This window comes from Methyloceanibacter sp. (genome assembly GCF_035650995.1).
Taxonomy (GTDB): domain Bacteria; phylum Pseudomonadota; class Alphaproteobacteria; order Rhizobiales; family Methyloligellaceae; genus Methyloceanibacter.
On record NZ_DASRGO010000136.1, the window covers coordinates 1 to 20003 of the forward strand.

The 20003-nt window shown below is 64.3% G+C and carries 15 protein-coding genes; 9 read left to right on the top strand and 6 right to left on the bottom strand.

Annotation, left to right across the window (positions count from 1 at the left end):
- From VFB18_RS10380 to VFB18_RS10395, 4 genes are all read left to right on the top strand, one after another.
- Positions 1 to 1262, top strand: a 1262-nt coding sequence (locus VFB18_RS10380; protein WP_324974569.1) for a nitrate/nitrite transporter, incomplete at its 5' end; no start/stop codon positions are given.
- Positions 1259 to 3709: a nitrite reductase large subunit NirB gene (gene nirB / locus VFB18_RS10385; protein ID WP_324974571.1), complete on the top strand. Its 2451-nt coding sequence runs from the start codon at positions 1259 to 1261 to the stop codon at positions 3707 to 3709. The genes VFB18_RS10380 and nirB, both read left to right, overlap by 4 nt.
- A 5-nt stretch (positions 3710 to 3714) precedes the next feature.
- Positions 3715 to 4041 (top strand): nitrite reductase small subunit NirD, encoded by a 327-nt coding sequence (nirD, locus tag VFB18_RS10390; RefSeq protein WP_324974573.1) that lies wholly within the window; start codon positions 3715 to 3717, stop codon positions 4039 to 4041.
- Positions 4041 to 6785 (top strand): molybdopterin-dependent oxidoreductase, encoded by a 2745-nt coding sequence (locus VFB18_RS10395; protein WP_324974576.1) that lies wholly within the window; start codon positions 4041 to 4043, stop codon positions 6783 to 6785. Before nirD ends, VFB18_RS10395 begins: the two co-directional genes overlap by 1 nt.
- Positions 6786 to 7048: 263 nt before the next feature.
- On the opposite strand, the gene VFB18_RS10400 is transcribed toward VFB18_RS10395, so the two are convergent.
- From VFB18_RS10400 to VFB18_RS10410, 3 genes are read right to left on the bottom strand one after another with little or no spacing between them, the layout of a single operon-like run.
- Entirely contained in the window at positions 7049 to 7894 is an 846-nt protein-coding gene (locus tag VFB18_RS10400; RefSeq protein WP_324974580.1) for a substrate-binding domain-containing protein, read from the bottom strand.
- A 14-nt stretch (positions 7895 to 7908) separates the two neighbouring features.
- Positions 7909 to 8679, bottom strand: a complete 771-nt coding sequence (locus VFB18_RS10405; RefSeq protein ID WP_324974583.1) for a phosphate ABC transporter ATP-binding protein — start codon at positions 8677 to 8679, stop codon at positions 7909 to 7911.
- Positions 8672 to 9379 (bottom strand): ABC transporter permease, encoded by a 708-nt coding sequence (locus VFB18_RS10410; protein WP_324974586.1) that lies wholly within the window; start codon positions 9377 to 9379, stop codon positions 8672 to 8674. The genes VFB18_RS10405 and VFB18_RS10410 overlap by 8 nt, the downstream gene beginning before the upstream one ends.
- A gap of 249 nt (positions 9380 to 9628) precedes the next feature.
- Between VFB18_RS10410 and VFB18_RS10415 the strand changes: the two genes are divergently transcribed.
- From VFB18_RS10415 to glp, 5 genes are read left to right on the top strand one after another with little or no spacing between them, the layout of a single operon-like run.
- The gene (locus tag VFB18_RS10415) at positions 9629 to 11365 is read left to right on the top strand and encodes an NAD(P)H-dependent oxidoreductase subunit E (RefSeq protein WP_324974589.1); all 1737 of its coding nucleotides are present in this window, start codon (positions 9629 to 9631) and stop codon (positions 11363 to 11365) included.
- Positions 11366 to 11406: 41 nt separating this feature from the next.
- Complete coding sequence (gene fdhF / locus VFB18_RS10420) at positions 11407 to 14208, top strand: formate dehydrogenase subunit alpha (RefSeq protein WP_324974592.1); 2802 nt, start codon at positions 11407 to 11409, stop codon at positions 14206 to 14208.
- Positions 14209 to 14221: 13 nt separating this feature from the next.
- The gene (mobA, locus tag VFB18_RS10425; protein WP_324974595.1) at positions 14222 to 14854 is read left to right on the top strand and encodes a molybdenum cofactor guanylyltransferase MobA; all 633 of its coding nucleotides are present in this window, start codon (positions 14222 to 14224) and stop codon (positions 14852 to 14854) included.
- Entirely contained in the window at positions 14851 to 15366 is a 516-nt protein-coding gene (gene mobB, locus VFB18_RS10430; RefSeq protein ID WP_324974597.1) for a molybdopterin-guanine dinucleotide biosynthesis protein B, read from the top strand. Before mobA ends, mobB begins: the two co-directional genes overlap by 4 nt.
- Positions 15363 to 16637, top strand: coding sequence for a gephyrin-like molybdotransferase Glp (gene glp, locus VFB18_RS10435; RefSeq protein WP_324974600.1), 1275 nt, complete (start codon positions 15363 to 15365; stop codon positions 16635 to 16637). Before mobB ends, glp begins: the two co-directional genes overlap by 4 nt.
- A 56-nt stretch (positions 16638 to 16693) precedes the next feature.
- Here the strand turns inward: glp and eda are convergent, their stop codons facing one another.
- From eda to edd, 3 genes are all read right to left on the bottom strand, one after another.
- Entirely contained in the window at positions 16694 to 17344 is a 651-nt protein-coding gene (eda, locus tag VFB18_RS10440; protein WP_324974602.1) for a bifunctional 4-hydroxy-2-oxoglutarate aldolase/2-dehydro-3-deoxy-phosphogluconate aldolase, read from the bottom strand.
- A complete protein-coding gene (gene glk / locus VFB18_RS10445; RefSeq protein WP_324974605.1) occupies positions 17344 to 18309 on the bottom strand; it encodes a glucokinase in 966 nt (321 codons plus the stop codon). Before glk ends, eda begins: the two co-directional genes overlap by 1 nt.
- A 16-nt stretch (positions 18310 to 18325) precedes the next feature.
- Positions 18326 to 20003, bottom strand: a 1678-nt coding sequence (gene edd / locus VFB18_RS10450; protein ID WP_324974608.1) for a phosphogluconate dehydratase, incomplete at its 5' end; no start/stop codon positions are given.

Below are 20003 nucleotides of genomic sequence, written 5' to 3' on the forward strand. Positions count from 1 at the left end.
CGCGTGCGCTTTGGATGTCCACCATCGCCTTCACCATCTGCTTCGCGGTGTGGACGATCTTTTCCATCATCGGCATCCAGATCAAACAGGAGCTCGGCCTAAGCGAGACCGAATTCGGCCTCCTCGTCGGCACCCCAATCCTTACCGGCTCCCTTGTCCGCGTGATCCTGGGCGTATGGACAAGCCGCTATGGGGGAAGGCTGGTCTATACCGCGACCATGCTGGCTGCGGCGCTTGCGACCTTCCTGCTCGCCTTCGCCAAGACCTATCCGGAGATGCTCATCGCCGCGCTGGGGGTCGGCATCGCCGGAGGATCCTTCGCCGTCGGCGTGACCTACGTCTCGCGTTTCTTCCCGCAGGGCAAACAGGGCACGGCGCTCGGCATTTTCGGCGCCGGCAACGTCGGCGCGGCGGTGACCAAGTTTCTCGCGCCGTTCGTGCTGCTCGCGTGGGGCTGGCAGTCCGTCGCCCTGATCTGGGCTGCGATTCTTGCCGCCATGGCCATCGTGTTCTGGTTCACCACCAGCGACGACCCGGTCATCCGCACGCGAGGCAAGCAGGGCGAGCCGCGCACGAGCTTGCTGCATGAATACGCGCCGCTCAAGAAGGCGCAAGTCTGGCGCTTCGCACTCTATTACTTCTTCGCCTTCGGCGCGTTCGTCGCGCTCGCGCTCTGGCTGCCCCGTTACCTGATCGGCGCTTATGGCTTCGGCATCGCCACGGCTGGCATGATTGCCGCCTTCTTCTCCATCCCCGGCAGCATCTTCCGCGCCTATGGCGGGGTGCTGTCGGACCGAATCGGCGCGCGCACGGTGCTCTACTGGACGTTCGCCGTCTCGGCGATCGCGACCCTCATCCTTTCGGTGCCCCCCACCGATTTCGTGGCGCAAGGAATAGGAGGACGTATTTCCTTCCACTTCGAGGTCGGACCGCTCGCCTTCATCGTGGTGATCTTCATCCTCGGCTTCTTCATGAGTCTCGGCAAGGCGGCGGTCTACAAGCACGTGCCGTCCTACTACCCGGACAGTGTCGGCGCCGTCGGCGGGCTGGTTGGCATGATCGGCGGTCTCGGCGGGTTCGTGCTGCCGATCGCCTTCGGCTTCCTCAACGATGTGACCGGGCTCTGGCAGAGCTGCTTCATGCTGCTCTTCGTGCTGGTGATCGCCTCGCTCGGCATGATGCACGCGGCGATCCGCGCGCTGGGGCGCCGCGCAGCGCGGCCCGCGTCCGCCGTTCAACTTGAGGCGGAGGCCACGTCATGACCGAGAAGCTCGTCATCATCGGCAACGGCATGGCGCCGGGACGGATGCTCGAACATCTGTTCGAGAAGGCGCGCGGGCGCTACGAGGTCACCATCTTCAACGCCGAGCCGCGGGTCAATTACGATCGCATCATGCTCTCGCCGGTGCTATCGGGCGAGAAGGAGTATGAGGAAATCATCATCCACGGCGACGGGTGGTACATCAAGAACGGCATCATCCTCTACAAGGGGCACAAGGTCGTCGGCATCGACCGCGCCGCCAAGACGCTGATATCCAATCACGGCGTGGTGACGCGCTACGACAAGCTCGTCATCGCCACGGGCTCGGTTCCGTTCGTGCTGCCGGTCCCGGGCAACACCCTCGCCGGCGTGCTCACCTATCGCGACCTCGACGACGTCAACGCGATGCTGCTTGCCGCCCAATCCACGGCGAAAGCGGTGGTAATCGGAGGCGGCCTGCTCGGGCTAGAGGCCGCCGCAGGGCTCAAGGCGCGCGGCATGGATGTGACCGTGCTGCATCTGATGCCGACGCTGATGGAGCGCCAGCTCGATCCCGCCGCGGGCTACCTGCTGCAGAAGGCGATCGAGGCGCGCGGCATCAAAGTGATTACCAAAGCCGAGACCAAGGCAATCCTGGGCGAACTCAAGGTCGAAGCGGTCGAGCTCGCCGACGGGCGCAAGATCAAGGCCACACTTGTGGTCATGGCGGCTGGAATCAAGCCGAATGCCTGGCTCGCCAAGGATACAGGCCTCGAGGTCAATCGCGGCATCGTCGTCGACCCCGGCATGCGCACCTCCGACCCCGACATCTTCGCCATCGGCGAATGTGCCGAGGTCGGCGGCCATACCTACGGGCTGGTGGCACCGCTCTACGAGATGGCCCGCGTCGCTGCGGCGCGCCTGTCCGGCGACGACGGCGCCCGCTTCGTCCACAGCGACACACCGACCAAGCTCAAGGTGACGGGCATTGATCTTTTTTCTCTAGGCGATTTCGCCGACGGCGACGACCGCGAGGAGATCGTGCTGCGCGACGCTTCGGCCGGTGTCTACAAGCGCCTCGTGCTGAAGGACAATCGCATCATCGGTACGGTGCTGTTCGGCGAGACTGCCGACGGCGCCTGGTTCAGCGACCTCAAGAAGCGCGAGGTCGACATATCGGCGATGCGCGACACATTGATCTTCGGCCAGGCCTATCAGGGAGGCACCCCCCTGGACCCTATGGCGGCCGTTGCAGCGTTGCCGGATGATGCGGAGATCTGCGGCTGCAACGGCGTGTGCAAGGGAAAGATCTCCGGCGCCATCGAAGCTAAGCGACTGACGTCGCTCGAGGAGGTACGCGCGCATACCAAGGCCTCGGCGAGCTGTGGCTCCTGCACCGGCCTCGTCGAACAATTGCTCAAACTCAAGCTCGGCGATGCCTATAACCCGGCGGTCGTCCAGCCCATGTGCGGCTGCACCACGCTCGGCCATGACGACGTGCGTAGGCTGATCAAAGCGAAACGCCTGCGCACCATTCCCGCCGTGATGCAAGAGCTCGAATGGAAGACGTCATGCGGGTGCGCCAAATGCCGCCCTGCCCTCAACTACTACCTCGTGTGCGAATGGCCGGGCGACTATGCCGATGATTACCAATCGCGCTTCATCAACGAGCGCGTCCACGCCAACATCCAGAAGGACGGCACCTATTCGGTCGTGCCGCGCATGTGGGGCGGCGTGACCAGCGCGGCAGAGCTTCGCGCCATCGCCGACGTGGTCGACAAATTTCAGATCCCTACGGTCAAGGTCACCGGAGGTCAGCGTATCGACATGCTCGGCGTGCGCAAGGAAGACCTGCCGGCGGTATGGTCCGAGCTCGGCAAAGCCGGCTTCGTCTCGGGCCATGCCTACGCCAAGGGCATCCGCACGGTAAAGACCTGCGTCGGCTCCGAATGGTGCCGCTTCGGCACCCAGGATTCGACCAGGCTCGGCGTACGCATCGAGCGCTTCATGTGGGGCTCGTGGACGCCGGCCAAGGTGAAGATGGCGGTGTCGGGCTGCCCGCGCAATTGCGCCGAGGCGACGTGCAAGGACGTGGGCGTGATCTGCGTCGAGTCGGGCTACGAAATCCACTTCGCCGGCGCCGCCGGCCTCGACATCAAGGGCACCGAAGTGCTCGGCCACGTCTCTACCGAAGACGAGGCGCTCGAGGTGATCGCGGCGCTCGTTCAGATGTATCGCGAGCAAGGCCGGTATCTCGAGCGCATCTACAAATGGGCGAAGCGCATCGGCGTCGACGAGATCCGCCGCCAGATCATGGACGATCTCGAAAAGCGCACGGTCTACTACACGCGCTTCATCTATTCGCAGCAATTCGCCCAGGTCGACCCGTGGGCCGAGCGCGCCGCCGGCAAGGACAAGCATGAATTCCGCTCGCTCGCCTCGGTCGGGTTCGCGCGGGCCGCGGAGTGACCCCGATGCGCTGGATCAAGATCGGCATGCTTGACGACATTCCGCGCCGAGGCGCCCGCTGCGTGGCGACGCCGCGGGGCACGATCGCCGTGTTCCGCACCGCCGACGACCAGGTCTTCGCCACCGACGACCGTTGCCCCCATAAAGGCGGACCCTTGAGCCAGGGCATCGTGCACGGCACCTCCGTCACCTGCCCGCTGCACAACTGGGTGATCTCGCTTGAAACGGGCAAGGCGCAAGGCGCCGATGAAGGGTCAGTGCGCACCATCCCTATTAAGGCCGAGGGCGGCGAGCTGTTTATCGCCAGCGACGTGGTGGTGCGGGCGGCCTGATGCGAACTTCCCCGACCTCGCGCGCGCTCAGGACCACCTGCCCCTATTGCGGGGTCGGCTGCGGCGTGCTGGCAGAGGTCGCACCGGACGGCAGGACAACGTTGCGGGGCGACCCCGATCATCCCGCAAATTTCGGGCGCCTCTGCTCAAAGGGAGCGGCGCTCAGCGAGACGATCGGTCTCGAAGGGCGCTTGCTTGCTCCCGAGATCGAGGGACGCCAAGCGTCCTGGGACGAAGTTCTCGATCTGGTGGCATCGCGGTTCTCCGCTGCAATCGCCGAGCACGGACCGGATTCGGTCGCGTTCTACGTCTCGGGCCAGCTCCTCACCGAGGACTATTACGTCGCCAACAAGCTGATGAAGGGTTTCATCGGCTCGGCCAATATCGACACCAATTCGCGGCTGTGCATGGCCTCCTCAGTCGCTGGCCACCGGCGCGCCTTCGGCTCCGACACCGTCCCGGGCACTTATCGCGATTTCGAGCTTGCCAACCTCGTCGTGCTCGTCGGCTCCAATCTCGCCTGGTGCCATCCGGTGCTCTACCAGCGCATGGCTGCGGCAAAAGAGGAGCGGCCGGAGATGCAGGTCGTGCTCGTCGATCCGCGCCGCACCATGACTGCCGAGATCGCCGATCTGCACCTGCCTATCAAGGCCGACGGCGACGTAGCGTTGTTCCTTGGTCTGCTCGCGCATCTCGCTGCCGAGCGGCGCATCGACCGCGCCTATGTCGAGGCGCACACGATCGGCCTTGAGGAAGCGCTCACCGCCGCCTCGGCCCTTACCCTCGAAGCGGTCGCGAATGCGACAGGGCTTTCTGTCGGCCGGATCGAGCATTTCTACCGCCTGTTCGCCGCGACCGAGAAGGTGGTCACCGTATTCAGCCAGGGCGCCAACCAGTCGGTTTGCGGCACCGACAAGGTCAACGCCATCATCAATTGCCATCTCGCCACCGGCCGCATCGGCAAGCCGGGCACCGGCCCCTTCTCGGTCACCGGTCAGCCGAACGCCATGGGCGGGCGCGAGGTAGGCGGTCTCGCCAATATGCTTGCGGCGCATATGGAGATCGAGAACTCGATCCATCGCGAGCGAGTGCGGCGCTTCTGGCAGTCGCCTCGCATCGCCTCGAGACCGGGGCTGAAGGCCGTCGACATGTTCGAGGCAGTGCGCGACGGCCGCATCAAGGCCCTGTGGATCATGGCCACCAACCCAGCCGATTCGATGCCCGATGCCGGCCGCGTCGAACAGGCGCTGCGCGACTGCCCGTTTCTCGTCGTTTCCGACGTGGTCCGCGACACCGATACGATTCGCCACGCCCACGTGAAGCTGCCGGCGGCTGCGTGGGGCGAGAAGGATGGGACGATCACCAATTCGGAGCGGCGCATCTCGCGGCAGCGCGCCTTCCTGCCGTTGCCGGGCTTGGCGCGGCCGGATTGGTGGATCATTGCCGAGGTCGCGAAACGAATGGGTTTCGCACGCGATTTCCCCTACAGATCCCCGGCCGAGATCTTCGCCGAGCATGCCGCGCTATCGGCCTTCGAGAATGACGGCGAACGCGATTTCGATATCGGAGCTTTCTCCGGCATCGACCGGCAGAGCTACGACAGGATGTGCCCCTTCCAATGGCCGCGACCGAGGCCGGGCGCTCCCGCCGAGACGCGGTTCTTCGGCGCCGGCGGTTTCTACACGAGCGACCGCAGCGCGCGCATCGTCGCGGTTCGTCCGCCCGCGCCGAAGCCGGCGGACGCTTTTCCTCTCATTCTGAACACGGGCCGCGTGCGCGACCATTGGCACACCATGACGCGGACCGGAGCGAGCGCGCGCTTGTCGCAACACCTCGCCGAACCCTTCGCCGAAATCCATCCCGGCGATGCGCAGCGTTTCGGCATCGCCGACGCCGATATCGTGCGAGTCATGAGCGAGCGCGGAGAGGTTCTGGTGCGCGCGCTCATCACCTCGCGGCAGAGGCGAGGAACCGTATTCGTGCCCATGCACTGGACCGACCAATTCGCCGCGAACGCGCGCATCGACACGCTCGTGCCGGCGGTGACCGATCCCCATTCCGGCCAGCCGGCCTCGAAACGCGTACCAGTGCGCGTGGAGCGATTCGGTGCGGCTAAATACGGCTTTGCGGTGATTGCCGACCGTCCCAGCAATGTCGCGGCGGATTATTGGGCGCTCGCCAAATGCGAAGGCGGGTGGCGAATCGAGCTTGCCTTCGCCGATGAGGGTCAAAACTGGCAGGCCTTCGCTGCTTCGCTGTTCGCACCTCGCGAGGGCGCCGAGACGCTGGCTTATCACGACGAAGCGGCAGGGCGGCATCGGTTCGCCTGCTTCGACGGCGAGCGTTTGGTTGGTGCTCTGTTCGTCGCCGCCGAGCCGGTCGCCGCGCCGCGTGCCTGGGCTTGTGAGCAACTCGTGAAGCGTCATCCGGATCAGCGGGCACGCGTAGCGGTCATCGCCGGCAGGCCGGGCAACGGTTTCGTCGATCGGGGCGCCATCGTCTGTTCCTGCTACGGCGTCGGCGCAAACGAAATCGCCGCTGCGGCGGCACGCGGCTGCCTGACGCTCGAGGCAATCGGTGAGACGCTGAAGGCCGGCACGAATTGCGGCTCTTGCCGTGGCGAAATCGCAAAACTCGTCGCGGAGGCCGGAGCGGGCGCAGCGCGGCTTGCGGCGAAACGGTCGGATCGCGCGCTCTTTGATGCCAATCAACGACGGGTGGAGACTAAGGGGCCGGCGCAGTAACCCGCCCCCGTCGGGCGGTCGCGGCATGGCGTAGCGGGCGCGGGGGTCACGTTGCGCTGGCCCAAGTTTGCCAAGCTTCTAACGCTGGCCCGGAGTCCTGCTCGCGCTTTGCATCGCGTTTGGCTGGTACCCTACGCACATGCTTGGCCCGTTACGGCGAGAGCGTCGAGCGCCGGCCCTGCTAAAGACCGCGACGTCGCTCGCTGGCACTTTCGAAAACCAAGTCGAGTCGGACGGCGCAAGCCGATCGAGACCGCCAGCCATCAACTGGGCGGGCCGGCATTCGGAAAAAAGAGCTGCTGGCCGTCGATCTTGTAACTCGCGATCGCCGCCTGCCCTTCGGGGCCGATCAGCCAATCGATGAAGGCCTGCCCCTCTTTGACCTTCACGTTGGGATGTTTCGCCGGATTGACGAGAATGACCCCGTACTGGTTGAACAGCTTGGGATCGCCCTCGACTAGGACCTTGAAATCACTTTTGTTTGCGAAGCTAAGCCACGTGCCCCGGTCGGTCAGGGTGTAGGCCTCCTTGCCCACCGCGAAGTTGAGCGTCGCGCCCATGCCCGACCCGGTTTCGAGATACCAACTGCCGCTCGCCGCCTTGGCGTCGACGCCGGCGGCCTGCCAAAGCTTGATTTCGGCCTTGTTGGTGCCGGAGTCGTCGGCCCGCGAGGCAAACGGCGCCTTTGCCGCGGCGATCTGCTTGAAGGCTTGGGCCGCATCTTTCAGGCCGGCAATCTTGGCCGGGTCGGCAGCGGGCCCGACAATAATAAAGTCGTTATACATGACGTCGTAGCGCTTCACGCCCCAGCCGTCGGCAACGAATTTCTCTTCGTCGGGCTTCGAATGAACGAGCACGACGTCGCCGTCGCCGTTCGCGGCGTTCTTCAGGGCCTGGCCGGTGCCCACCGCGACGACACGCACTTCGATGCCGGTCTTCTTAGTGAAGATGGGAAGGATGTGCTCGAACAGGCCCGAGTTCTGGGTCGAAGTCGTCGATTGCACGATGATAAATTTGTCCTCACCCGCAACCAGCCGGTCGTGAGCCGCGAGAAGCAAGACCGCATAAAGGGCAGCTGCGAGGATTGCCCTTCTATGAATCTTGGTCATCGATCCCTCCTTGCTCAGAGCACAAGCCCGCCGGCAACATAGGCCCGCGCTACCTCGCTCCGCGGTCGGTCGAAAAAGTCCTTGGCCGCCGCGTGCTCGATAACGCGTCCGTGATGGAGAAACATGACATCGTGGGCGAGCCTGCGCGCCTGGCCCACGTCATGCGTGACGAGAACGATCTTGATGCCGCGCCGTTGCGCTTCGATCAGCAGCCGCTCGATCAGCAAGGTCGACGCCGGATCGAGGCTAGCCGTCGGTTCGTCGAGAAACAGGACTTCCGGCTCGAGACTGAGCGCACGTGCAAGACAAAGGCGTTGTTGCTCGCCGCCGGACAGCGTACGCGCCGGGGTGTCCGCGCGCGCTTCGAGCCCGGCCAGCCGCAAGACCTCTTCGACGCGTGCCGCGCGCTCGCGCCGGTTGACCCGCCGCAGCCGCAGAGCATGCCGAATATTGCCTGCGGCGGAGCGCCGAAGCAGCACCGGCTTCTGGAAGACCATGGCCTGACGGCAGGCGATCGCCCGGTGAGGGCGTTGCCCGGCCCACGAGATCTCGCCGCCGGTGGGAGCGATGAGCCCGTGCATGAGCCTGAGCAGCATACTCTTGCCCGCACCGTTCGGTCCCATGATCACGGTAATCCCGGATTCCCCGATTCGAGCGTCAATGCCGTCGATGACACGCTGACCTCCGACCTCATAGGTGAGGCCACGGAGCTCGAGCGGAAGGAGGGAGCAGGCCTCCCTGGCGCTGCGCTCATACAATGGTTGCGGGGCGGCGTGTTCAAGCATAGGCAAAGCGCCTCGCGCCACGCCGCACGCCCATCAATGCTCCGCTAATCGCGACGGAGGTAGCGAGCAGCACCATTCCGAGGGCAAGAGCTAACGCAATATTGCCCTTCGATGTTTCGAGCGCGATCGCCGTGGTCATTGTCCGCGTCACGTGGTCGATATTTCCGCCAACGATCATCACCGCGCCGACTTCGGCAATGGCCCGGCCGAAACCGGCGAGCACGGCGGTGGTCAGCCGGTAGCGCCCGTCCCACAGCAACGTCGCGGCGATTTCGCGCGAGGAGGCCCCGAGCGAGCGGAGATGCTCGTCATACTCCTCGAACAGGTCCTCGCAGTGCTGGCGCGAGAGTGCCGCGATGATGGGAACCACGAGAACCGTCTGGGCGATGATCATCGCCGCCGGCGTATAGAGCAGTTGAAGGACGCCCAGCGGACCCGCGTTCGAGAGAAGGAGGTAAACCACGAGTCCGACGACGACGGGTGGGAGCCCCATCAGGGCATTCAATGCGGCCGTGGCCAAGCCACGGCCGGGAAAGCGATAAACGGCAAGAGCTGCGCCGAGGGGGAAACCGACGATACCGGCGAGAAGCACTGCGAGCAGGCTCACCTGCAACGACAGCATCACAATCTCGATCAGTTGCGGATCAATCGTGACAATGAGCCTCAGAGCCGTGTGAAAAGCTTCGACGAGATCGGTCATGGGAGGACTGGGCCGGGCTTACTATATCAATGGCAACGATACTCCATTTCGGCGGCAGCTTGCCTTGTTGCGATGCAAAAAAAGGCCTCGAAGCTGCAAGGGTAGGCCCTGCGAAGGAATATTTGCCGGGGTGCTGAGCTTACTTGTCGCCAAAGACGTGCCGCTGTATCACCAACCGGCGGTGGTGAGAAGAGTTGCCGGGCCAAGCTTCCTGAGGGTCGGAATGACGCAAGCGGAAGGGTAGGCGAAGTGGAGCAAAAGACAGCAGGCGACGGCGGCCCCGACCGCCCGGCGAGACACGTCGGATCACGCAAGCGCGCGCGGGCTTTTCCCAAGGGCCGGCAGCTCGAGGCAGAGGCGTTCCGCGAGATCCGTGAGCTCTTGGGCGATATGCCGCGGCGGCACGACCTGCTGATCGAGTATCTGCACCTTATCCAGGATCACTATCACTACATCTCGGCCCGTCATCTGCGCGCGCTTTGCGAGGAGATCAGATTGCCACAGGCCGCAGCCTACGAGGTCGCGACGTTCTACGCCCATTTTGACGTGGTCAAGGAGGGCGAAACGCCGCCTCCTCCCACCACGGTTCGGATCTGCGATTCGATCACCTGCGCGATCAAGGGCGCAGAGGCGCTCTATCGGACTCTGAAGTCCAGCGCCGAACCGTCTCAGGTCAGGGTGATGCGCGCTCCGTGCATGGGACGGTGCGACACAGCGCCCGTATGCGAAGTCGGCCATTACTTCGTGGATCACGCCACACAGGCCAGCGTCGAAACGGTGATCAAGAGCGGAAAGCGCGAGACTGAGATCCCGCGTTACGAGACGTTGAGCGAGTACCGAGCCCAGGGCGGCTACAAAGTGCTGGAGAGCTGTCTCAAGGGAGAGCGAAGCGTCGATGCGGTCATCAAGGAGATGTCGGACGCGGGGCTTCGAGGGCTCGGAGGCGCAGGGTTTCCGATCGGGCGCAAGTGGCAGATCGTGCGATCCTACCCAGGCCCCCGACTCATGACCATCAACGGCGACGAGGGCGAGCCGGGCACGTTCAAGGACCGCTTCTATCTCGAGCGCAATCCACACCAGATGTTCGAAGGCGCGCTTATCGGCGCTTGGGCCGTCGAGGCGGAGCGCATCTACCTCTATATGCGCGATGAATATCCGGCCGTGCTCCACATCCTCGCCCACGAAATCGCGGCGCTCGAACAAGCGGGCATCATCGAGAAGGGCAAGATCGAGCTGAGGCGCGGCGCCGGCGCCTATATTTGCGGCGAAGAGTCGGCGATGATCGAGTCGATCGAAGGCAAGCGCGGCTATCCGCGCAACCGCCCGCCCTATATCGCCGAAGTCGGCCTGTTCGGACGGCCGACGCTCAATAATAATGTCGAGACGCTCTATTGGGTGCCGGAGATACTCCTCAAGGGCGCCAAATGGTTCGCCGATCACGGTGTCAACGGTTCCAAGGGCTTCCGCTCGTGGTCGGTCTCGGGCCGGGTCAAGAAGCCCGGTGTCATTGTTGCCCCTGCGGGCATCACCGCGCGTGAGCTGATCGAGCTCGCTGGGGGCATGGAGGACGGCCAGGAGTTCAAGGCCTATCTGCCGGGCGGCGCCTCCGGCGGAATTCTGCCGTCGAGCCTTGCCGATGTGCCGCTCGATTTCGGTACGCTCGACAAATACGGCGCCTTCGTCGGCAGTCACGCCATCGTCATTTTCTCCGACAAGGACGACATCGCCGAGATCGCCATCAATCTTTTGAGCTTCTTCAAGAGCGAGTCCTGCGGCCAATGCACGCCCTGCCGGGTCGGATGCGACAAGGCGGTCGCTCTTCTCACCCAACGCGAGTGGGATAAGGAACTGCTCAGCGAGCTCGCTCAGACGATGCGCGACGCATCGATCTGCGGGCTCGGACAGGCTGCTCCCAATGCTTTTATTTCGGCGATGCAATTCTTCCTCGACGAGCGCCTTGGAACCGAGGTCGCCGGACGCGCCTGATGGATGAATGAACCAAGCCCGTAGGGGCAAGGAATTAGGCCATGACCGATCAATTGCTCTTCACTCTCGACGGCAAGGTGGTCTCCGCCCGCCCTGGCGAGACCATCTGGCAGGTCGCACAGCGCGAGGGAATTGACATCCCGCATCTCTGTTGGTTGCCGGAACCGAGCTACCGCGCCGACGGCAACTGTCGCGCGTGCATGGTCGAGGTCGAGGGCGAGCGCGTGCTGACCGCCTCCTGCATCCGGAAACCCGCGCCGAACATGGTGGTGAAGACGGCGAGCGAGCGAGCGGTGAAGTCCCGCCGCATGGTCATGGAGCTTTTGCTCGCCGATCAGCCGCCGCGCGAAGATTCGCCTGACCGGGTCTCGAAGTTCTGGCATTGGGCCGAAGTGCAAGGCATCCAGACTTCCCGCTTCCCGGCCCACGGCATTCCGAAACCCGACCTTTCGCATCCCGCGATGGCCGTCAATCTCGATGCCTGCATCGATTGCGGACTTTGCGTGCGCGCCTGCCGCGAGGTGCAGGTCAATGACGTGATCGGCATGGCGTTCCGCGGCATCGACGCCAAGCCGGTGTTCGATTTCGACGATCCGATGGGCCAGTCGACGTGCGTCGCCTGCGGCGAATGCGTCCAGGCGTGCCCCACCGGCGCGCTGATGCCGAAGTCGATCGTCGATCCCATCACTCAGCATGGCAGCCGGGAAGTCGACCGCGAAGTCCACTCGGTCTGCCCTTATTGCGGCGTCGGCTGTCAGATCACCTACGAGATCAAGGACAACAAAATCGCCTTCGTGCAGGGCCGCAACGGCTTCTCCAACCAGAACCGGCTGTGCGTCAAGGGAAGGTTCGGATTCGATTATGTGACCAATCCGCAGCGGCTGATGAAGCCCCTCATCCGCAAGCCGGGGTTGCCGAAGCGTGTCGATGTCGATCCCTCGAATCCCTACACCCATTTCCTCGAGGCGAGCTGGGAGGAGGCCTTGGACTTCGCCGCCGGCGGCCTCGCGAGGGTCGCCCAGACGCACGGGAGCGGCGCCATCGCCGGCTTCGGCTCGGCCAAATGCACCAACGAAGAAGCTTATCTGTTCCAGAAGCTGATCCGCACGCGCTTCCATAATAATAATGTCGATCACTGCACGCGGCTGTGCCACGCCTCGTCGGTCGCGGCGCTGATCGAGGGCATCGGCTCGGGCGCGGTCACCGCAACCTTCAACGAGGTCGAGCACGCCGACGTTATCGTGGTCATCGGCGCCAATCCGACCGAAAACCATCCCGTCGCGGCGACCTATTTCAAGCAGGCGGCGAAGCGCGGCGCAAAGCTGATCGTCATCGACCCGCGCGGGCAGGCGCTGCGCGAGTACGCCACCTATATGCTGCAGTTCAAGCCGGCGAGCGACGTCGCGCTTTTGAATTCGATCATGCACGTTATCGTGGAGGAGGGGCTCTACGACGTGCAATATCTCCAGGCGTTCACCGACAATTTCGAGCTCTACAAGGAACACCTCGCCGCCTATCGACCGGAGGAGACGGCCGAGATCACCGGCATCGACGCCAAGACGGTTCGCGAGGTCGCCCGCACCTATGGGCGCGCCGAGCGCGCCATGATCTTCTGGGGCATGGGCATCTCCCAGCACGTGCACGGCACCGACAATGCGAGATGCCTGATCGCTCTCGCCCTCATGTGCGGGCAAGTCGGCAGGCCGGGCACCGGGCTTCATCCTTTGCGCGGCCAAAACAACGTGCAAGGCGCGTCCGACGCTGGTCTCATCCCGATGTTCTATCCGGACTACGCCGATGTCAGCAGCGGCCCGGTGCACCAGAAGTTCGAGGAACTGTGGAAGACCGAACTCTCCCCCAAACCCGGGCTGACGGTGGTTGAGATCATAAACGCCGCGAACCGAGGCGAGATCAAGGGCATGTACATCCAGGGCGAAAACCCGGCCATGTCCGACCCCGACCTCGACCACGCCCGCGCAGGCCTCGCCAAGCTCGAACATCTCGTGGTGCAGGACATCTTCCTGACCGAGACGGCGATGATGGCCGACGTGATCCTGCCTTCGTCCGCGTGGCCGGAAAAATCCGGCACGGTGACCAACACCAACCGCCAGGTCCAGATGGGGCGCAAGGCGCTCCCCCTCCCCGGCGATACGCGCGACGATCTTTGGATCCTCGTCGAAATGGCCAAGCGTCTTGGCCTGCCGTGGACTTACAGCCACCCGTCCGAGGTGTTTGCCGAGATGAAGCTCGCGATGCCTTCACTCGACAACATCACCTGGGAACGGCTCGAGCGCGAATCGTCGGTAATCTACCCCTGCCCGGCCCCGGATCATCCCGGCGAGTCGGTGGTGTTCGGCAACGGCTTCCCCACCGAGACCGGGCGCGCCAAGCTCGTCCCGGCCGATATTCTTCCTCCGGCCGAAGTGCCGGATGCTGAGTACCCGCTCGTCCTAATGACCGGGCGCCAGCTGGAGCATTGGCACACCGGCGCCATGACGAGGCGCGCCAACGTGCTCGATTGGCTCGAGCCGGGACCGACGGCGAGTCTTCACCCGGAGACGCTTGCCCATTACGGGATCAAGCCCGGCGCAACGATCCGCGTCACGACGCGCCGGGGAAGCATCGAGCTCACAGCGCGAGCGGACCTCGCCGTCAAGGAGAACATGGTTTTCATCCCGTTCGCCTATGTCGAGGCGGCCGCGAACATTTTGACCAATCCACAGCTCGACCCGATCGGCAAGATTCCCGAATACAAATACTGCGCGGTGAGGATCGAGGCTGCGAAAGGAAAAGAGCACCCTGTCGCGGATCCCGGGCTTAACGTGACGGCCTCGGGTCTGTGACCCGGATTTTCGGATGAACGCAAAATTGAATGTCGCCGGGCTGCTTCTCGCCGGCGGCAGGTCGAGCCGCATGGGCGGTGGCGACAAGTGCTTGAGGCCGCTCGCCGGCAAGCCGATCCTCGCGCGCATCGTCGAGCGGTTGAGGCCTCAGGTCTCCGGCATCGTGATCAGTGCCAATGGAGACGCGTCACGCTTTGCGGATTATGGCCTCCCGGTGGTTGCCGATAGTATCGCCGGCTTTGCCGGACCGTTGGCCGGCGTGCACGCTGGGCTCGAATGGATCAAGGAGAACTGCCGCGACGCAACGCACGTGGTCACGGTCGCGACCGACACGCCGTTCTTTCCGATCGACCTCGTGGATCGCTTTCGCGCCGAAGCAAGGGACGACCTCACGCTCTTGGTGGCTCGCTCGGATGAAGGCGTGCATCCCGTCATAGGTCTTTGGCCAGTTGCGCTCGCACCGGCGATTCGGAGCTTCCTCAAGCAAGAGAAGCGCAAGGTCGGGCAATTTACTGAAGAGCAGCGGGCGATCGAAGTGTATTTTCCAAAGGTTGAAATCGGGGGCGTGCCAATCGATCCCTTCTTCAACATCAACGCCCCGGAGGACCTTGCCAGGGCGAACGCGATGATGGGGCGAGCAAAATGAAGCCGCCGCTGTTCGGTGTGGCCGGCTGGAAGAACTCCGGCAAGACGACGCTTATGGCCAACCTCGTGGCAGAACTCTCTGGCCGCGGCCTCGTGGTCTCGGTCATCAAGCATGCTCACGAGCGCTTCGACATCGATCATCCCGGCCGCGACTCCTTTAAGCTGCGCGAAGCCGGTGCGGCGCAGATTGCTCTGTCCTCCCCGCGGCGTTTTGCCTTGATGCGCGAGCTTCGAGGCGAGCCCGAACTCGTTTTCGCGGACATTTGCCGTTACCTCGGGCCTTGCGATCTCGTGCTCGTAGAGGGCTTCAAGCGCGAGAACTTTCCGAAAATCGAGATCCGCAGGGAGGGTGCGGCCTCGCGCGAGCCGCTTCTTGGGACGTTCCCGGGAATCGTCGCTCTTGCCTCCGATCGGCCCGAAGCGGAAGTGGCGAGCCTTCCAACTTTCCATCTCGATGATAAGACGGCGATTGCCGACTTCATCATCGAGCATCTCGACGTCAAATCTCCATGACCTCGAAGCTCGCCGACGATTGTTTCGTCCTGGACAAGGACCGCATCGCCCATAGCGAGGCGCTCGCCATTCTCAAGGCTCGGGTGCGGATCGTCGCGAGCGTCGAGGAGGTTTGGCTTGCCGGCGCGACCGGCCGCTATCTCGCCGAAGCGATCATGGCACCCCGCCCCATCCCGGCCCATGACAATGCCGCCGTGGACGGTTACGCGTTCGCTCATGCTTCGTACGACAGCGCAACCGGCGGCCGCCTCAGGATCGCCGGTGAAGCCTCGGCGGGGCATCCTTTCTCCGCGAGACCCTCGCCGAGGGACGCGGTCCGCATCTTCACCGGGGCCGTTATGCCCGAAGGCCTCGATACGGTTGTCATGCAGGAAGACGTGACGATCGACGGCGAAGACGGCGAGCGCTGGATCACCATTCCTCCCGGTCTCAAGCGGGGCGCCAACCGACGATCGGCAGGCGAGGACGCCAAGACGGGAGAGGTGCTGGTCTACGCAGGCACGCGACTGAGACCGCAGGAAGTCGCAAGCGCGGCCGCGACCGGGCTCGACCGGCTCCGTTGCTATACGTCGCTCAAAGTGGCCATCGCCTCGACCGGCGACGAGATCATGCGGCCGGGCGAACGCTTTGCGATCGGCAAGGTGTACGATGCCAATGCCCCGATGATCGAGGGACTCCTCAAGGCGGTCGGCGCTGAGGCGATCGATCTCAGCATCCTGCCGGACAAGGCCGAGCTTGTTCGCGCGGCGCTCCTGGAGGCAAGCAAGACTTACGATGCGATCATCATCTCCGGCGGCGCCAGCCAGGGAGCGGAGGATCACGTGGCCCGCAGCATCGATGCGCTCGGCACGCGGCATCTTTGGCAGATCGCCATCAAGCCGGGGCGGCCGATGAGCTTCGGCCAGATCGGCGACGCCCTGGTTCTCGGCCTCCCCGGCAATCCCGTTGCCGTTTTCGTCTGCTTCCTGATGTATGTTCGCCCGGTGCTGACTCGGCTTGCCGGAGGATCATGGCCCGAACCGGTGCGCTATCCCCTGCCCGCGGCGTTCAGCCAAAAGAAGAAGTTGGGCCGGCGCGAGTTCTGGCGCGCAAAACTGATCAACGCCCATGGCCGGCTTCAGGTCGTCAAATTTCCCCGCGACGGCTCAGGCCTGCTCTCTTCGCTCCGCGAATCGGACGGCTTGATCGAGGTGCTTGAGGATATTCCCGAGGTGCGCGAGGGCGACACGGTGAATTTCATGCCGTTCTCCGAATTCGGCCTGCTTCGATGAAGTCGGCATGTCCTCCGAGGTCCGAGGCGACGCCGGTTAGCGCAATTGATTGGACCTCATGCGCCGAGACTCACGGACCGCACCGACATTGGTGAGACGGAAAAGCGGCTTGCGGTCTTGGCCGCAGCAGTGATGGCCGCAAGGTCCGGCGGCCCCGGCGGCACGAGCCAGCTTCCACCCACGCATTCCACCGCGTCGAGCGCGAGCCATTCCGGTGCCGTCGCTTCGGTGATGCCGCCGGTCGGACAGAAGCGGCATTGTGGAAACGGCGCCGCGAGCGCCTTTAGCGCCGGAATTCCGCCGGCCGCGACGGCGGGGAAGAACTTGAACCGGCTGAAGCCCGTGTCGAGGCCCCGCATGATGTCGGATGCCGTGGCGACGCCGGGCAGGAACGGCGCTTGCGACTCGATTGCCGCCTTGGCGAGTGGCTGAGTGAGACCGGGCGAGACGATGAAGCGCGCACCAGCTTTCAGACTTGCATCGAGATCGCGTTCGTTCAGGACGGTGCCAGCCCCGACGATGGCTCCATCCACCTTGGCGATCGCGGCGACGGCATCGAGTGCAGCTGGCGTGCGCAAGGTAACCTCGATTGCCCTGAGACCGCCGGCCACCAAGGCTTCGGCGATCGGGCGTGCCGAGGCGCCATCGGAAATGGTGACCACGGGGATCACAGGCGCGAGCCGCATGATGGACTCGATCGTTCTCATCAACTGTGCTGCTCGGCAAAGGCGGCGACGGCGCCCAGCAGTCCCGGCTGAGGATGAACGTTCACCTTGACCGGAATCGTGGACATCAAGCGCTCGAATCGCCCCTTGGCGGTGAACCGGCCGCCGAACCCCGAACGCGGCAGCAGGTGGGCGATGCGCAAGCCTAGCCCGCCGGCGATGACGACGGCCTTTGAGCCATGAGCAAGCGCAATGTTGCCCGCGAAGCTTCCGAGGATCAGGCAAAAGCGATCGAGCGCAGCAACCGCAAGACTGTCGTTGCCCGAAAGCGCCGCGGTCCAGACGGCCTTGTCGTCGCCAACGTGAACCGTGCGTCCTTCGATTGCCGCGAGCGCCTCGAAAATATTGGCGAGTCCCGGACCGGAAAGAACGCGCTCGACCGAGACTCTCGGGTACCGCCGGCGCAATCGCGCGAGGATCGCATCTTCGATGGCGTCGACCGGAGCGTAGTCGATATGACCGCCCTCGCATTCGATGACGCGATCGGCGCCCCCGCTGCGGAGCACGTAGGCCACGCCGAGCCCGCTGCCGGGACCGACAATACTGATAACGCCCTCCCCCGGCAGGGATACGTCAGGTCCGCAGACATGGCTAAGATGTTCCGGACCGACACGCAGGACGGCGTGACCGATCGCGCCGAAATCGTTGATTAAAGTGACGCGGTCGACACCGAGCCTCTCGGCAATCATGGCCGGGCGAATGATCCACGGGTTGTTGGTGAGCTTGAGCAGGTCGCCGGAGATCGGACAAGCGACGGCCAACGCCACCGCGCGCGGTAGAGGCCGTCCCAATTGCCGGCCGAAGGTCTCCCACGCGGTCTGAAGGCTCGCATGCTCGGCGGTCTTGAAGACGACCGCATCGCCGAGGCTCACCACGCGTCCGGCTTCGACTTTCGCGATCGCGAACCGCGCATGGCTTCCGCCAATATCTGCCGCCACCAACTCCATCGCGATCGGCCCTTCCTCATAATCCAGCTGCTGCCAGAATCGCCGACGCGCCGCTCTCCGCTCCGTCGGCGCCCTCACGCATCAAGGCGAACAACTCGCGCCCCGTGCCGGAGGAAGGCGCGGGCGGCGGCGCATTTTCGCGCCTCTCCCACTCACGGCCCTCGACGAGAGCGGCCAGCTCGCCGCAATCGGCGCTCAGCCGGACCAGGTCCCCGTCACGGAGTTTGGCCAAAGGCCCGCCGCACAACGCCTCGGGGCTCACATGGATCGCCGCCGGAACTTTGCCCGAGGCGCCGGACATGCGCCCGTCGGTGACAAGCGCTACCCGGAAGCCGTGCTCCTGCAACACGGCGAGCGAGGACGTAAGCTTGTGCAGTTCCGGCATGCCGTTGGCTTGCGGGCCCTGAAAGCGCACCACCACGACCACGTCGCGATTGAGCTCCCCTGCCCTATAGGCGGTAAGCACCTCGTTCTGGTCGGAGAAGATTCGTGCTGGCGCCTCGATGGTCCACCGAGAGGGATCGACGGCGCTCGTCTTGAAGATGGCGCGTCCGAGATTGCCCGTCACCAGGCGCATGCCGCCATCGGGTCTGAACGGATCGGATGCCGGACGCAGCATCGTCCCGTCGCGGGAGGTGAGCGGCGGCTCCTGCCAGATCAGCGTTTCTCCGTCGAGTTTGGGCTCGCGCGCGTAGTCGGCCAGGCTCTGGCCGCCGACAGTCAGGAGATCGCGGTGGAGCAGCCCCGCATCGAGCAGGGTCGCGATGGTGAAGGCCATGCCGCCGGCTGCCTGGAAGTCGTTCACGTCGCCGGCGCCGTTGGGATAGATCCGCGCGATCAACGGGACGACGGCCGACAGGCGATCGAAGTCCTCCCAATCGATCACGATTCCCGCCGCGCGCGCGATCGCCGGCAGGTGGATCGCATGGTTGGTCGACCCGCCGGTCGCGAGCAGACCGACAGCAGCATTGACGACCGCCTTTTCGTCAACCACGCGGCCGAGCGGCCGATAGTCGTTGCCATTCCAGCCGATTTCAGCCAGTCGGTGAATGGCAGCGCGGGTCAGCTCCTGCCTGAGCCTGGTGCCGGGATTGGCGAAGGCGGCGCCCGGAACATGCAGGCCCATCACCTCCATCATCATCTGGTTGGAATTGGCGGTGCCGTAGAAGGTGCAGGTGCCGGGCTCATGATAGGAGGCGGCCTCGGCGGCGAGCAGCTCGTCGCGTCCGGCCTTGCCTTCGGCGTAGAGTTGGCGGATGCGCTGCTTCTCCTTGTTGGAGAGGCCCGAGGGCATCGGCCCCCCCGGCACGAGGACTGCCGGCAGATGTCCGAATCTAAGCGCACCGATCAAGAGGCCGGGCACGATCTTGTCGCAGATGCCTAGAAGTGCCGCCGCTTCGAACATGCCGTGGCTGAGAGCGATAGCGCTCGACAGCGCGATCGTGTCGCGGCTGAACAGCGACAGCTCCATGCCAGGCTGGCCTTGCGTTACCCCATCGCACATGGCGGGGACGCCACCCGCGACTTGAGCGGTCGCTCCCACTTCGCGAGCAAACAGCTTGATCTGATCGGGATAGCGCCCGTAGGGCTGATGCGCAGACAGCATGTCGTTATAGGCGGTGACGATCCCGATATTCATCGCCTTGCCGTCGCGAAGCGCGTCCTTGTCCTCGCCGGCGGCGGCAAAGCCATGC